Annotated in this window: 12 protein-coding genes; 1 reads left to right on the top strand and 11 read right to left on the bottom strand. The window is 71.6% G+C overall.

Annotated elements, in window-relative coordinates; translation table 11 throughout:
* Positions 1-73: 73 nt before the first annotated feature.
* Entirely contained in the window at positions 74-1,927 is a 1,854-nt protein-coding gene (locus ACFVQ3_RS08295) for a proline--tRNA ligase (RefSeq protein ID WP_387637367.1), read from the bottom strand.
* Between the two features lie 100 nt (positions 1,928-2,027).
* On the opposite strand from ACFVQ3_RS08295, the gene ACFVQ3_RS08290 reads away from it, so the two are divergent.
* Positions 2,028-2,948, top strand: a complete 921-nt coding sequence (locus tag ACFVQ3_RS08290) for an Fpg/Nei family DNA glycosylase (RefSeq protein ID WP_387637365.1) — start codon at positions 2,028-2,030, stop codon at positions 2,946-2,948.
* 3 nt (positions 2,949-2,951) lie between these two features.
* Here the strand turns inward: ACFVQ3_RS08290 and ACFVQ3_RS08285 are convergent, their stop codons facing one another.
* From ACFVQ3_RS08285 to tsf, 10 genes are all read right to left on the bottom strand, one after another.
* Positions 2,952-3,908: a GNAT family N-acetyltransferase gene (locus ACFVQ3_RS08285; protein ID WP_387637363.1), complete on the bottom strand. Its 957-nt coding sequence runs from the start codon at positions 3,906-3,908 to the stop codon at positions 2,952-2,954.
* A gap of 10 nt (positions 3,909-3,918) precedes the next feature.
* A complete protein-coding gene (gene ispG, locus ACFVQ3_RS08280; RefSeq protein ID WP_387637407.1) occupies positions 3,919-5,058 on the bottom strand; it encodes a flavodoxin-dependent (E)-4-hydroxy-3-methylbut-2-enyl-diphosphate synthase in 1,140 nt (379 codons plus the stop codon).
* 129 nt (positions 5,059-5,187) lie between these two features.
* Complete coding sequence (locus ACFVQ3_RS08275; protein ID WP_387637360.1) at positions 5,188-6,498, bottom strand: M50 family metallopeptidase; 1,311 nt, start codon at positions 6,496-6,498, stop codon at positions 5,188-5,190.
* A 160-nt stretch (positions 6,499-6,658) separates the two neighbouring features.
* Entirely contained in the window at positions 6,659-7,840 is a 1,182-nt protein-coding gene (gene dxr, locus ACFVQ3_RS08270) for a 1-deoxy-D-xylulose-5-phosphate reductoisomerase (RefSeq protein ID WP_387637357.1), read from the bottom strand.
* Between the two features lie 70 nt (positions 7,841-7,910).
* Positions 7,911-8,462 (bottom strand): DivIVA domain-containing protein, encoded by a 552-nt coding sequence (locus tag ACFVQ3_RS08265; protein ID WP_030150597.1) that lies wholly within the window; start codon positions 8,460-8,462, stop codon positions 7,911-7,913.
* The gene (rlmN, locus tag ACFVQ3_RS08260; protein WP_387637354.1) at positions 8,459-9,595 is read right to left on the bottom strand and encodes a 23S rRNA (adenine(2503)-C(2))-methyltransferase RlmN; all 1,137 of its coding nucleotides are present in this window, start codon (positions 9,593-9,595) and stop codon (positions 8,459-8,461) included. Before rlmN ends, ACFVQ3_RS08265 begins: the two co-directional genes overlap by 4 nt.
* 144 nt (positions 9,596-9,739) lie before the next feature.
* The gene (locus ACFVQ3_RS08255) at positions 9,740-10,585 is read right to left on the bottom strand and encodes a phosphatidate cytidylyltransferase (RefSeq protein ID WP_387637351.1); all 846 of its coding nucleotides are present in this window, start codon (positions 10,583-10,585) and stop codon (positions 9,740-9,742) included.
* 21 nt (positions 10,586-10,606) lie between these two features.
* Positions 10,607-11,164 carry a ribosome recycling factor gene (gene frr / locus ACFVQ3_RS08250; protein WP_387637348.1) on the bottom strand — a complete coding sequence of 186 codons (558 nt, stop codon included), beginning with the start codon at positions 11,162-11,164 and terminating at the stop codon, positions 10,607-10,609.
* A gap of 102 nt (positions 11,165-11,266) precedes the next feature.
* Positions 11,267-12,001 carry a UMP kinase gene (gene pyrH / locus ACFVQ3_RS08245; protein ID WP_387637405.1) on the bottom strand — a complete coding sequence of 245 codons (735 nt, stop codon included), beginning with the start codon at positions 11,999-12,001 and terminating at the stop codon, positions 11,267-11,269.
* A 179-nt stretch (positions 12,002-12,180) separates the two neighbouring features.
* On the bottom strand, positions 12,181-13,020 hold the full coding sequence (gene tsf, locus ACFVQ3_RS08240; RefSeq protein WP_138824802.1) for a translation elongation factor Ts: 840 nt from the start codon (positions 13,018-13,020) through the stop codon (positions 12,181-12,183).
* Positions 13,021-13,193: the final 173 nt, after the last annotated feature.

Below are 13,193 nucleotides of genomic sequence, written 5' to 3'. Positions count from 1 at the left end.
ACGGTCACCGGACGGGCCGGGCCCGGGAGCGACGAACGCCCCCGGGCCCGGCCCGTCCCGTACCTGCCGCGCGCTACGCGAGCAGCTCGGCGACCTTCTCGGTCACGAGGTCGACCACGTCGGCGACGGGGACCTGCACGGCCTCGCCGCCCTGGCGCGGGCGCACCTCGACGACGCCGTCCGCGAGGCCGCGGCCCACGACCACGACGAGCGGGGCACCCAGGAGCTCGGCGTCCTTGAACTTCACGCCGGGCGAGACCTTGGGGCGGTCGTCGTAGAGCACCTCGACGCCGCGCGCCGAGAGCTCGGCCGTGAGCGACGCGGCGGCCTCGAAGACCGCCTGGTCCTTGCCCGTGGCCACGACCTGCACGTGCACGGGGGCGACGTGCGCGGGCCACGCGAGGCCGGCCTCGTCGTGGTTGGCCTCGGCCAGCGCGGCGAGCGCGCGCGTCACGCCGATCCCGTACGAGCCCATGGTCACGACGACCTGCTTGCCGTTCTCGTCGAGGACCGTCAGGCCCAGGGCCTGCGCGTACTTGCGTCCCAGCGCGAAGATGTGGCCGATCTCGATGCCGCGCGCGAGCTCGAGCGGTCCCGAGCCGTCGGGCGCGAGGTCGCCCGCACGGACCTCGGCGGCCTCGATCGTGCCGTCGGCCGTGAAGTCGCGCCCGGCGACCAGGTCGAACACGTGCTTGCCGTGCTGGTTCGCGCCCGTGATCCAACGGGTGCCCTCGACGACGCGCGGGTCCAGGAGGTAGCGCACGGCCGAGTGCGACGACGCGGGGGTCTTGCCCTCGGCGGGCACGGTCACCTGGGGGCCCTGCGGGCCGAGCACCTCGGGGCCGATGTAGCCCTTGACGAGCTCGGGGTGCGTGGCGAAGTCCGCCTCGCCCGCGGGCTCGACCTCGGCGGGCTCGACCGACGCCTCGAGACGCTTGAGGTCGACCTCGCGGTCGCCGGGCAGGCCCACGACGAGCACCTCGCGGCGGCCGTCGGGGTGCGTGAGCGCGAGCACGACGTTCTTGAGCGTGTCGGCCGCGGTCCACTCGCGGTCGGGGCGCGGGAAGCGCTCGTTGGCGAGCGCGACGAGCGAGTCGATCGTCGGGGTGTCGGGGGTGTCCTCGACGTGCGCAGCGGGCGCGTCGTCGTAGGGCAGGGCCTCGGGCACGGGCGTGACGACGGCCTCGACGTTGGCCGCGTAGCCGCCGGGCGAGCGCACGAACGTGTCCTCGCCGATCGCGGTCGGGTTGAGGAACTCCTCGCTGCGCGAGCCGCCCATGGCCCCCGACGTCGCGGCCACGATCACGTACTCGAGGCCCAGGCGCGTGAAGATCCGCTGGTAGGCGGCGCGCTGGTTCTGGTACGAGGCCTCGAGGCCCTCCTCGGTCACGTCGAACGAGTACGCGTCCTTCATGATGAACTCGCGGCCACGGATCAGGCCCGCGCGCGGGCGTGCCTCGTCGCGGTACTTCGTCTGGATCTGGAACAGCGTGAGCGGCAGCTCCTTGTACGACGAGTACATGTCCTTGACGAGGAGGGTGAACATCTCCTCGTGCGTGGGCGCGAGGAGGTAGTCGCCGTCCTTGCGGTCCGTCAGACGGAACAGGTTCGCGCCGTACTCCTCCCAGCGGCCCGTGGCCTCGTACGGCTCGCGCGGCAGCAGCGCCGGGAAGTGGACCTCCTGGCCGCCCGCGTCCTCCATCTCCTCGCGGACGATCGCCTCGACCTTGGCGAGCACGCGCAGGCCCAGCGGCAGCCAGGTGTAGATGCCGGGAGCGGCGCGGCGGATGTAGCCGGCGCGCACGAGGAGCTTGTGGCTCGCGACCTCGGCGTCGACCGGGTCCTCGCGCAGCGTGCGGAGGAACAGGGAGGTCATCTTGAGGGGCTTGACGGGGGGACCGACCACCCGGCTGGAGGCTGAAGACATGGGCCCGATCCTACCGTCGCGGGCACCGCTCCCCCGCAGGGTCTGCCGCCCGTCCCCGCCCTCCGGTGCGCGCCGGCGCGCGAGCGGGCACCATGGAACCGTGCCCGAGCTGCCCGAGGTCGAGGCGCTCGTCCGATTCCTCGACGAGCGTGCGACCGGTCGCGTCGTCGTGGCGGCGGACCTGGCCTCGATCGTGGCCCTCAAGACGTTCTCTCCCCCGCTGTCCGCGCTGGTGGGGGGCACGGTCACGGGGGCCGCGCGCCACGGCAAGTGGCTCGACCTGGCGGTCCGCCCGGCCCCTGGGGCCGCTGGTGCGGGCAGCGTGCCCGACGGCGAGCTGCACCTGGTCTTCCATCTCGCCCGGGCGGGGTGGTTGCGCTGGTCCGAGGCCGCGCCGACGACGCCCGTGCGCCCCACGTCGAGCCGCGGCGGCGTGCGTGCCGTGCTCGCGCTGCGGGTCCGGTTCGACGACGGATCGGGGTTCGACCTCACCGAGGCGGGCACCCGCAAGCGGCTCGCGGTCCACCTGGTCCACGACCCCGACGAGGTGCCCGCGATCGCGACCCTGGGCGTCGAGCCCCTGGGGCCCGACTTCACGCGCGAACGTCTGGCCGAGCTCCTCGGCGCACGCAACCAGCAGCTCAAGGGTGTCCTGCGCGACCAGCGGCTGATCGCCGGGATCGGCAACGCCTACTCCGACGAGATCCTGCACGCGGCCCGGACCAGCCCGTTCCGCCTGACCCGCAGCCTCGACGCCGACGACGTGGCCCACCTGCACGACGCGGTCCGGGACGTGCTCACCGAGGCCGTCGCGACGTCGTCGGGCAGGCCGGCGGCCGAGCTCAAGGACGCCAAACGACGCGGGATGCGCGTCCACGGGCGGACGGGCGAGGCCTGCCCGGTGTGCGGGGACGTCGTGCGCGAGGTCTCGTTCGCCGACCGCAGCCTGCAGTACTGCGCCACGTGCCAGACCGGCGGCCAGGTCCTCGCGGACCGGCGCATGTCGAAGCTCCTGAAGTAGGACTCAGAACAGGACGGTCGCGAACGTCCCGACCTGCTCGAACCCGACCCGGCGGTACGTCGCGAGCGCGCGCTCGTTGTACGCGTTGACGTAGAGCGAGACGACCGGCGCGATCTCCCGGCGCGTGATCTCGACGACCGCGGCCATGCCGGACTCGGACAGGCGCCGCCCCCGGAACCGGGGGTCGACCCACACGCCCTGCACCTGTGCGACCTCGGGCGTGACCGCCCCGATCTCGGCCTTGAACACCACGACGCGCTCCGTGACGTGACCACCCGACGGGGCCCCCACGAGGGGTGCACCGGTACCGGGGGTCGGCGGCGAGGCCGCTGCCGCGCCGTCGACCCGCACGAACGAGCGCCCCGACGTGATGAGGCCACGCACACGGTCCGCGTAGGCGTTGCCGCCCGCGGCGACCGGCGAGTAGCCGACCTCCTCGACGAACATGCGCACGCACGCCGGCAGGACCAGCGGCAGCTCCGCCGGCACCGACCGGCGGACCGCCGGGTCCGGGTCGACGTCCGGTGCGCGGTCGATCATGAGCGACGGCTGGTCGTCACGGATGTCCCGGGCCGCGGGCCAGTGCTCGGCCAGCCGGTCCCACAGGCCCAGCGCGGCGGCCCGCTCGCCCACGATCGACGACGCCCTGCGGCCGAACCTGCGCGCGAGCGCGGCGAACGCGTCGAGCGCCTCCGCACGGTCCGCCCCCTGCGACGGGACGACAGGCACCAGGTTGGCCCCCGCCCAGCAGATGGCCACGAGAGGCCCCTGCGCGGGGAACCCCCACACCTGCCCACCGCTGTGCGAGAGCCGGGTCGCCTCCACGATCCGCGAGGCCGCGAGCACCGAGCCCACCGGGTCCTGCGCGCACACGCCCAGCGCCTCGGCGACGTCCGCGTCCCCCAGGACGCGGGCAGCCTGGAGCCGGGACCACGGCCCCGGAGGGTGCCAGCGCGCCATGGCCGTCGACTCAGCCGACGGTGACGACGGGCGGACCGGCCTGTGCGTCGTTCTCCGGCGTCATGGTCTCGGCGATCCGCATGGCCTCCTCGATCAGCGTCTCGACGATCATCGACTCGGGCACCGTCTTGACGACCTCGCCCTTGACGAAGATCTGCCCCTTGCCGTTGCCCGACGCGACGCCGAGGTCCGCCTCGCGAGCCTCGCCCGGTCCGTTCACGACGCAGCCCATGACCGCGACCCGCAGCGGGACCTCCATGCCCTCGAGGCCCGCCGTCACCTTCTCCGCGAGCGTGTACACGTCCACCTGCGCGCGACCGCACGACGGGCACGAGACGATCTCGAGCTTGCGGGGGCGCAGGTTGAGCGACTGCAGGATCTGGATGCCGACCTTGACCTCCTCGACCGGCGGGGCGGACAGGGAGACACGGATCGTGTCGCCGATGCCCTTGCTCAGCAGCGCGCCGAACGCCGTCGCCGACTTGATCGTGCCCTGGAAGGCCGGACCGGCCTCGGTCACACCGAGGTGCAACGGCCAGTCGCCACGCTCAGACAGCAGCTCGTAGGCGCGCACCATGACCACGGGGTCGTTGTGCTTGACCGAGATCTTGAAGTCGTGGAAGCCGTGCTCCTCGAACAGCGACGCCTCCCAGACGGCCGACTCGACGAGCGCCTCCGGGGTGGCCTTGCCGTACTTGGCGAGGAGGCGCGGGTCGAGCGACCCGGCGTTCACGCCGATACGGATCGAGGTGCCCGCGTCCGAGGCGGCGCGGGCGATCTCCTTGACCTGGTCGTCGAACTTGCGGATGTTGCCCGGGTTCACGCGGACCGCCGCGCAGCCCGCGTCGATCGCGGCGAACACGTACTTCGGCTGGAAGTGGATGTCCGCGATCACGGGGATCTGGGACTTCCTCGCGATCGCGGGCAGCGCGAGCGCGTCGTCCTGGCTCGGCACCGCGACACGCACGATGTCGCAGCCGGACGCGGTCAGCTCGGCGATCTGCTGGAGGGTCGCGTTGATGTCCGTGGTCGGGGTCGTCGTCATCGACTGGACGCTCACGGGGGCGTCACCGCCCACCTCGACCTTGCCGACCTTGATCTTGCGGGTCTTGCGGCGCGGTGCGAGGACAGGCGGAGGTGCTGCTGGCATGCCGAGGCTGATGGGTACGCTCACGGACCTAGTATCCCCCGCTCAGCACCTCCGACGCGCCCGACGGCGCCCCTCGCCCCGCTCGCCCCGCGACTCTTCGCGAGATCTTCACCGGACCGGACGGGCAGGTCAGGTGATGCGGATCGGGTTGACGATGTCCGCGTAGATCAGCAGCACACCCATGCCGAGCAGGACGACCCACATCGCCAGCCCGAGCGGGACGAGCTTCGCGACGTCCGCGTGCGCGGGGCGCGGGCGGCCCCGGACCTTGGCGACCTGGCGCTTGGCCCCCTCGTAGAGCGCACCCGCGATGTGCCCGCCGTCGAGCGGCGGCAACGGGATGAGGTTGAACGCGAAGAGCGCGATGTTGAGCGAGGCCAGGAGGCTCAGCATGACCGCCACCCGGTCGACCACGTCGACCGAGTCGGCCCCCACGACGTCGACCGCGATCCGCCCCACGCCCACCGGGCCCATGACCGAGGCCGGGTCCCGCTCCTCGCCGCCGAACGTGGACTGCACCACGTCGACCAGCTTGGCGGGCAGCTCGACGATCACGGCCGCCGTGCCCGAGACCTGGGCCCAGATGGCCTGCGGCACAGCGCTGAGGGGCTCAGAGACGCGCTCCTGGGTCGGGGCGACCCCGACGTACCCGGCAGGCTTGAGGACGGGCTCGCCCTCGTCGTCGGTCACGTACTGCCCGTCGTCGCCGACCACCGGACGGTCCACCTCGGTCGGGGTGATCTCGAGCGAGACCCGCTCGCCGTCCCGCTCGACCACGACCGGGACCGTCTGGCCCGCCGCGCCCGTGATCTTGCCGACCAGCGACTCCCACGACGTGACCGGCTCCCCGTCGAACGAGACGATCGTGTCCCCGGGCTCGATCCCCGCCAGCGAGGCCGGGGTCGCCGGGTCGCTCGCCGTGCACTCGTAGTCCGCCGGGGCGGACGCAGGCGTCACGCACGCCGGGACCGTCGCGACCGTCGTGGTCGCCTGCGGCGAACCGATGCCGACCAGCACCACCGTCATGAGCACGAACGCGATCACGAGGTTCATGAACGGCCCGCCGAACATCACCACGATCTTCTTGGGCACCGAGAGGTTGTAGAAGGCGCGCGGCTCCTGACCGGGCAGGATCTCCTCGGCGCTCATCTCGCGCGCGTCCTGCACCATGCGCCCGAAGAAGCCGTCGGACTGCTTCTTGCCCGCCGGGGCCGGCGGGTACATGCCCACCAGGCGCACGTAGCCACCGAGCGGGATCGCCTTGAGCCCGTACTCGGTCTCCCCCTTCGTCCGCGACCACAGCGTCGGGCCGAAGCCCACGAAGTAGTGACTGACCCGGACACCGAACTTCTTCGCCGGGACCATGTGCCCGACCTCGTGCAGGGCGATCGACACCAGGATGCCGACCAGCACGACGAGGATGCCGATCACCGCGGCCATGAGTGCTCCGTTCAGGGGTGCTGCGAGAAGACGAGTACTGCGAGGTGGACCACTGCCGAGAGCCCGAACCTACCGCCGCTTCCTGCAGGCGGCCTGAGGACCCTCAGGAGGTGGGGACGGCCGGCGGCGCGGCGGCGAGGCCGACCGCCGTCGACGACGCTCAGCGACGGGCGAGGATCTCGTGCGCCCGGGCACGGGCCCACGCCTCCGCCGCCGTCACGTCCTCCAACGTGACCGCGGCCCGCGAGGTTCCCGTGTGCTCGCCCAGGACCCGCTGCACGGTCTCGACGATGTCCAGGAAGCCGATCCGGCCCTCCAGGAACGCCGCCACGCACTCCTCGTTGGCCGCGTTGTACACCGCGGGGTGCGTCGCGGACGCCGACGCCGCCTCCCGCGCGAGAGCGACCGCCGGGAAGAGCGCCTCGTCGAGAGGCTCGAACGTCCAGGCCGTGGCCGTGGACCAGTCGCACCCGGAGGCCACCTCGCCCAGGCGGTCCGGCCAGCTCAGGCCGAGCGCGATGGGCAGGCGCATGTCCGGCGGGGAAGCCTGCGCGATGGTCGAACCGTCGACGAACTCGACCATCGAGTGGACGACCGACTGCGGGTGCACCACGACGGCGATCTCGTCCGTCGGCACGTCGAACAGCAGGTGCGCCTCGATGAGCTCGAGGCCCTTGTTCATGAGCGTCGCCGAGTTGATCGTCACGACCGGACCCATGGCCCATGTCGGGTGCGCGAGCGCCTGCTGCGGGGAGACCGCCTTGACGTCGTCGCGGGCCCACCCACGGAAAGGACCGCCCGACGCCGTCAGCACGAGACGGCGCACCTCCTCGCGACGCCCCGAGCGCAGCGACTGCGCGATCGCCGAGTGCTCCGAGTCGACCGGGACGATCTGGTCCGGGCGCTGCTTCGCGTCCTGGACCAGCACACCACCCACGACGAGCGACTCCTTGTTGGCCAGAGCGAGCGTCGAGCCCGCGCCGAGCGCGGCCAGGGTCGGGCCCAGGCCCACGGAGCCCGTGATGCCGTTGAGCACGACGTCGGAGCCGGCCCCCGCGAGCTCGGTCGCGGCGTCCGGGCCGACGAGGACCTCGACGGCCCGTGGCTCGCCGGCGCCGAGGCGGGCCAGCGCCGCCTCGACCTCGACGGCTCGGGCAGGGTCGGCGACCCCGACCCTCGCCACGCCCAGCTCGATCGCCTGGCGCGCGAGCAGGTCCGCGTTCGCACCACCCGCCGAGATCGCGTCCACGCGGAAGCGGTCGGGGTGACGGGAGATCACGTCGATGGCCTGGGTGCCGATGGATCCGGTCGACCCGAGAAGGGTCACGCTGCGCACACTCATGGGGACATCCTCCCAGGTGCGAGGACCGCACGAGGCGCGCGGCGCCGTCGGGCCTGCCCCTGCCGTCGCGTCACTCGACGCCGAGCAGCACCTCGATGGCGCGCGCGAAGAACGCGTCCACGGGACCCTCCGCGTAGCCGTCCTTGCCGCGACGACGCGCGAAGGTCGAGCTGCGGATCTCGGCGGCCGTGATGGGCTCCTGACGGTCGAAGTACGCCACGAGACGGTCGCACAGGTCGTCGACGTCGTCCATGTCGTAGCCCCACTCGCCGCGACCGGCAGGTGCGAAACGCTCGCCGTCCGGACGCCCCAGGCGGCCGTACAGGCTGCGAGCCCGCTCGGCGAGCGCGTTCATCCAGGCCTGCTGGCCGTTGACCGCGACGTACTCGGCACGCTGGCGGGCGATGAACGCCCCCTCCAGGCGGTCGAGGGCCGCATCGACCTCATGGGTGTCGTACCCGCCTCGGACCAGGTCGAACATCGAGACCTGGATGTCCGTGCTCGTCAGACGCTCCGGCTTCCTGCCCTCGTAGACCTGACGCGCGTGGTCGAAGAACTCGTCCACCTCTTCCGGGTCGTACCCGTTGCGCACCTTCGAGACGGTGCTGAACAACGCACTCACGCTTCCTCCTCAGCTGCCAGCTGCCCGCACGCACCATCGATGTCACTGCCGCGTGTGTCACGAATAGTGGTAGGAATCCCGTGCCCGCGCAAGCGAGCCACGAACTCGTCCTCCACGTCGCGCTCGCTCGCCGTCCAGATCGACCCCGGGGTCGGGTTGAGCGGGATGGGGTTCACGTGGACCCAGCCCGAGCCACGCGCCGTGAGCTTCTCGCCCAGGAGGTCCGCACGCCAGGCGTGGTCGTTCATGTCCTTGATGAGCGCATACTCGATGCTCACGCGTCGGCCCGTGACCTCGAAGTAGTTGCGCGCCGCGTCGAGCGTCTCGTCGACCGACCAGCGCGTGTTGATCGGGACCAGCTCGCTGCGCAGGTCGTCGTCCGGCGCGTGCAGCGACAGCGCGAGCGTGACCGGGATGCCCTCGGCCGACAGCTTGTTCATGGCCGGCACCAGGCCCACGGTCGAGACCGTGATGTTGCGGGCCGACATGCCCAGGCCCTCGGGCGCGGGCGCGATGAGCTGGCGGATCGTGCCCATGACGGCCTTGTAGTTGGCCATCGGCTCGCCCATGCCCATGAAGACCAGGTTGTTCAGGCGCGCCGGCCCGCCCGGGATGTCACCGTCCGCGAGCGACTTGGCGGCCGAGCGGACCTGCTCGACGATCTCCGCGGTCGACAGGTTGCGCGTCAGGCCCAGCTGGCCCGTCGCGCAGAACGGGCAGGCCATGCCGCACCCGGCCTGGCTCGAGACGCACAGCGTCGACCGGTTCGGGTACCGCATGAGCACCGACTCGACCTTGGCCGCGTCGAAGAGCTTCCAGAGCGTCTTGATCGTCGTCCCGCCGTCGGCCTGCATGACGCGCGCGGGCGTCAGCAACGGCGGCATCAGGTTCTCGACGAGCAGGTTCCGCGTCGCCTGGGGGAGGTCGGTCATGTCCTCCGCGTCGTTCGTGAAGTGCGCGTAGTAGTGCGTCGCGAGTTGCTTGGCGCGGAACGGCTTCTCCCCCAGCTCCACGACCGCGGCCGTGCGCTCCTCCGGGGAGAGGTCGGCGAAGTGGCGCGGGGGCTTCCCGCGGCGGGGTGCCGACATGACGAGCGGCAGCGGCTTCGATTCGACGGACGGGCGAACAGACATGGAGGATCCAGAGGTTGGAGCGGGTGGAGCAGGTCAGCGCACCGCGTCGACGCACGGTGCACTCGTGCGAGCACGCCGTGCGTCGAGCGACGCACCGGCACGCGCGCGTGCGTCCGCGCCTGCACTCGCCCTCACGGGCCCGCCTCAGAGGGAGACGGAGAGCAGCAGGTACACGAACGGAGCGGTCAGGAGCATGGAGTCCAGGCGGTCGAGGACGCCGCCGTGCCCCGGCAGGAGCGACCCCATGTCCTTCAATTCTAGGTCGCGCTTGATCATCGACTCGGCCAGGTCCCCCACGGTCGCCGTGAGCGGCACCATGATGCCGAGCAGGACGCCGATCACCGGGCTCACGCCGAGCCCGTAGACGGCACCCACGACGCCGATCGCCGTGGCCAGGACGAACGAGCCGGCCAAGCCCTCCCAGCTCTTCTTGGGGCTGATCGACGGCGCCAGCGGATGACGTCCGAACAGGACCCCCGCCACGTACCCCCCGACGTCGTTCGAGACCGCCAGGAGGATGAACAGGAGGACCTGGATCCGGCCGTTGACCGGGTTGGCCAGCATCATCATCACGAACCCCGCCATGAACGGCAGGTAGGCCGTCGCGAAGGTCCCCGCGGCGGCATCACGCACCGCCGCCGTCCCCGAGCCGTCGATGACCCGCCAGACCACGACGCCGGCCACCGTCAGGACGAACGAGACCATCAGGGCCTCGGGACCCGAGTAGTACGACGAGATCAGGATCCCCGCCGCACCGACCAGGAGAGGCAGGAGCGGCAGGTGGATGTCACGACGGAGGAACGCCTGCTTCAGCTCCCACAGCGCCGCCCCGACCGCAGCGGTCGCCAGCAGCACGAACGGCTCGGGGCGGAAGGCCAACGAGGCCCCCACCAGCACGAGGAGCCCGATCCCGACGGAGATCGCCTTGGGCAGGTCGCGCCCGGCCTTCGGCGTGCGCCGGGGCCTGGACGCGACCGCATCACTTGTCATCGGTGCGTTCGGACTTCTGCATCAGACCTCGAGGAGCTCGCTCTCCTTGCCGGCGAGCAGCGCGTCGATCGTGTCGACGTGGCTCCTGGTGAGTGCCTCGAGCTCCTTCTCGGCGCGCGTGCCCTCGTCCTCGCCCGCCTCGCCGTCCTTGACGATGCGGTCGAGCTGCTCCTTGGCGCGGCGACGGACGTTGCGCACCGAGACGCGGGCGTCCTCGGCCTTGCCCTTGGCGAGCTTCACGTAGTCGCGGCGGCGCTCCTCGGTCAGGACGGGGAGCACGACGCGGATGATGTTGCCGTCGTTGCTGGGGTTCACCCCGAGGTCCGAGTCACGGATGGCCTTCTCGATCGCGCTCAGCGCGGTCTTGTCGAAGGGCGAGATCACGATCGTGCGGGCCTCGGGCGTGTTGAACGAGGCGAGCTGCTGCAGGGGCGTCGGAGCGCCGTAGTACTCGACCGTGATCTTGTTGAACATCGCGCCGCTCGCACGTCCCGTGCGAATGTTCGCGAAGTCCTCCTTGGCGACCTCGATCGCCTTGTCCATCTTCTCTTCGGCCTCGAGGAGGGTCTCGTCGATCACCAGTGCTCCTTCGTCGTGCGTTGCTGGGCTAGCCGTCCTGCGCCGCACGGGGCGGCGCACCCGGGGTCGCGGCGCGGTCCGGGTCGTTCGTCGGTCGTCCGGTCAGTTCGTCGTGACCAGTGTCCCGATATTGTCCCCCAGCAGCGCGCGGGTCACGTTGCCCGGCTCGCTCATGCCGAAGACCCGCATGGTCACGTCGTTGTCCCGGCACAGGCTCAGCGCCGTGGCATCCATGACCGCCAGGTCCTGGACGAGCGCGTCGGTGTACGTCAGGTGGTCGAGCTTGACGGCGTCGGGGTTCGTGCGCGGGTCCGCGGTGTAGACCCCGTCGACGCCGTTCTTGCCCATGAGGACCTCCTGGCAGTGCGTCTCGAGGGCACGCTGGGCGGAGACCGTGTCGGTCGAGAAGTACGGCATCCCCGCGCCGGCGCCGAAGATCACGACACGGCCCTTCTCCAGGTGGCGGATGGCGCGCAGCGGGATGTACGGCTCGGCGACCTGGCCCATGGTGATGGCGGTCTGCACGCGCGTGTCGACACCGGACTGCTCGAGGAAGTCCTGGAGCGCGAGGCAGTTCATGACCGTGCCCAGCATGCCCATGTAGTCGGCGCGGGCGCGGTCGAGCCCCCGCTGGGAGAGCTCGGCACCGCGGAAGAAGTTGCCGCCGCCCACGACGATGGCGACCTGGACTCCCTGACGCACGGCCTCCGCGATCTCGCCCGCGACGCGCTGGACGACGTCCGGCGCCAGGCCGATCTGCCCGCCACCGAAGGTCTCACCGGAGAGCTTCAGCAGAACTCGTCGTGCCGGGGTCGTGGTCTCGATGTTGTCGCCCATGTGCAGCGCCACCTGTTCTTCGTCGTTCCGAGCTCCCGAGGTCTGCCCCAGGACGTTCCGAGGACAGTCCTGCGCGGAGTCCCCGGGGTGTTGCGTGGTGTGCGCCAGGACCTGGCCCGGGTCCCGGTGCGCGGTGGCCCGGTCCGCGCGAGCACGGACCGGGCCACCGGAGGAAGGCGTCAGGCGCCGACGCGGTACCGCACGAACTCGGTGACCGTGCCACCGGCCTCGGCCAGAACCTGGCCGACCGTCTTCTTCGGGTCCTTGGCGAGCGGCTGGTCGAGCAGCACGACGTCCTTGAAGAAGCCGTTCAGGCGGCCCTCGATGATCTTCGGCAGCGCAGCCTCGGGCTTGCCCTCGTTGCGCGAGGTCTCCTCGGCGATGCGGCGCTCGCTCGCGACGATCTCCTCCGGGACGTCCTCACGGGTCAGGTACGTCGGGGACATCGCGGCGACGTGCTGCGCGATCTCCTTGGCGACGGCCTCACCGGCGACGTCCGTGGCGACGACGACGCCGATCGACGGCGGCAGGTCCTTGGCGGTGCGGTGCAGGTACGCGGTGACGCGCTCACCGGCGACACGCGTGGTGCGGCGCAGGACGATCTTCTCGCCGAGCGACGCCGCGGTGTTGTCGATGACGAGCTGGACGGACTCACCGTCGGCGTCCGCGGCGAGCGCCGCGTCGACGTCGGCCGCACCCGAGGCGGCGACGGCCGTCAGGACGCGGGCCGCGAGGTTGAGGAAGTTCTCGTTCTTCGCGACGAAGTCGGTCTCGGAGTTGAGCTCGATGAGCGTGGCGACCTGGCCACCCTCGGTCTCGGAGACGTCGACGGCCACGAGGCCCTCGGAGGTCGAACGGCCCTCGCGCTTGGCGACGCCCTTCAGCCCCTTGACGCGGATGATCTCGAGCGCCTTCTCGGAGTCGCCGTCGGCCTCGTCGAGCGCCTTCTTGACGTCGAGCATGCCGGCGCCGGTGCGCTCGCGCAGCGCCTTGATGTCGGCTGCGGTGTAGTTCGCCATGGTGGTGTCCTTACCTGTCTGGGGTCCCGGGGCTCCCCGGGGAGAACGTGGAGCGGGCGGTGCGGCGGGTGCGGGGCCCCCCCGGGAGGGGGGGGCCCCCCCGCCGGACTTGGTCGCGGGCCCCACATGGGGGGGGGCCGCGGCCGCCACCACACCCACAGTGGCGTTTAAAA

It is taken from the genome of Oerskovia sp. NPDC057915, from assembly GCF_042887685.1.
Classification (GTDB): domain Bacteria; phylum Actinomycetota; class Actinomycetes; order Actinomycetales; family Cellulomonadaceae; genus Oerskovia.
Note: the sequence above shows the minus strand (reverse complement) of the source record. Positions and strands in the feature narration are given on the sequence as shown.

Excerpts from the sequence above, each read along its gene's own strand:
- ACFVQ3_RS08255 (WP_387637351.1), bottom strand. The coding sequence starts at position 10,585 with ATGACAAGTGATGCGGTCGCGTCCAGGCCCCGGCGCACGCCGAAGGCC.
- dxr (WP_387637357.1), bottom strand. The coding sequence starts at position 7,840 with ATGAGTGTGCGCAGCGTGACCCTTCTCGGGTCGACCGGATCCATCGGC.
- ACFVQ3_RS08285 (WP_387637363.1), bottom strand. The coding sequence starts at position 3,908 with ATGGCGCGCTGGCACCCTCCGGGGCCGTGGTCCCGGCTCCAGGCTGCC.
- rlmN (WP_387637354.1), bottom strand. The coding sequence starts at position 9,595 with ATGTCTGTTCGCCCGTCCGTCGAATCGAAGCCGCTGCCGCTCGTCATG.
- ispG (WP_387637407.1), bottom strand. The coding sequence starts at position 5,058 with ATGCCAGCAGCACCTCCGCCTGTCCTCGCACCGCGCCGCAAGACCCGC.
- tsf (WP_138824802.1), bottom strand. The coding sequence starts at position 13,020 with ATGGCGAACTACACCGCAGCCGACATCAAGGCGCTGCGCGAGCGCACC.
- ACFVQ3_RS08275 (WP_387637360.1), bottom strand. The coding sequence starts at position 6,498 with ATGGCCGCGGTGATCGGCATCCTCGTCGTGCTGGTCGGCATCCTGGTG.
- pyrH (WP_387637405.1), bottom strand. The coding sequence starts at position 12,001 with ATGGGCGACAACATCGAGACCACGACCCCGGCACGACGAGTTCTGCTG.
- ACFVQ3_RS08295 (WP_387637367.1), bottom strand. The coding sequence starts at position 1,927 with ATGTCTTCAGCCTCCAGCCGGGTGGTCGGTCCCCCCGTCAAGCCCCTC.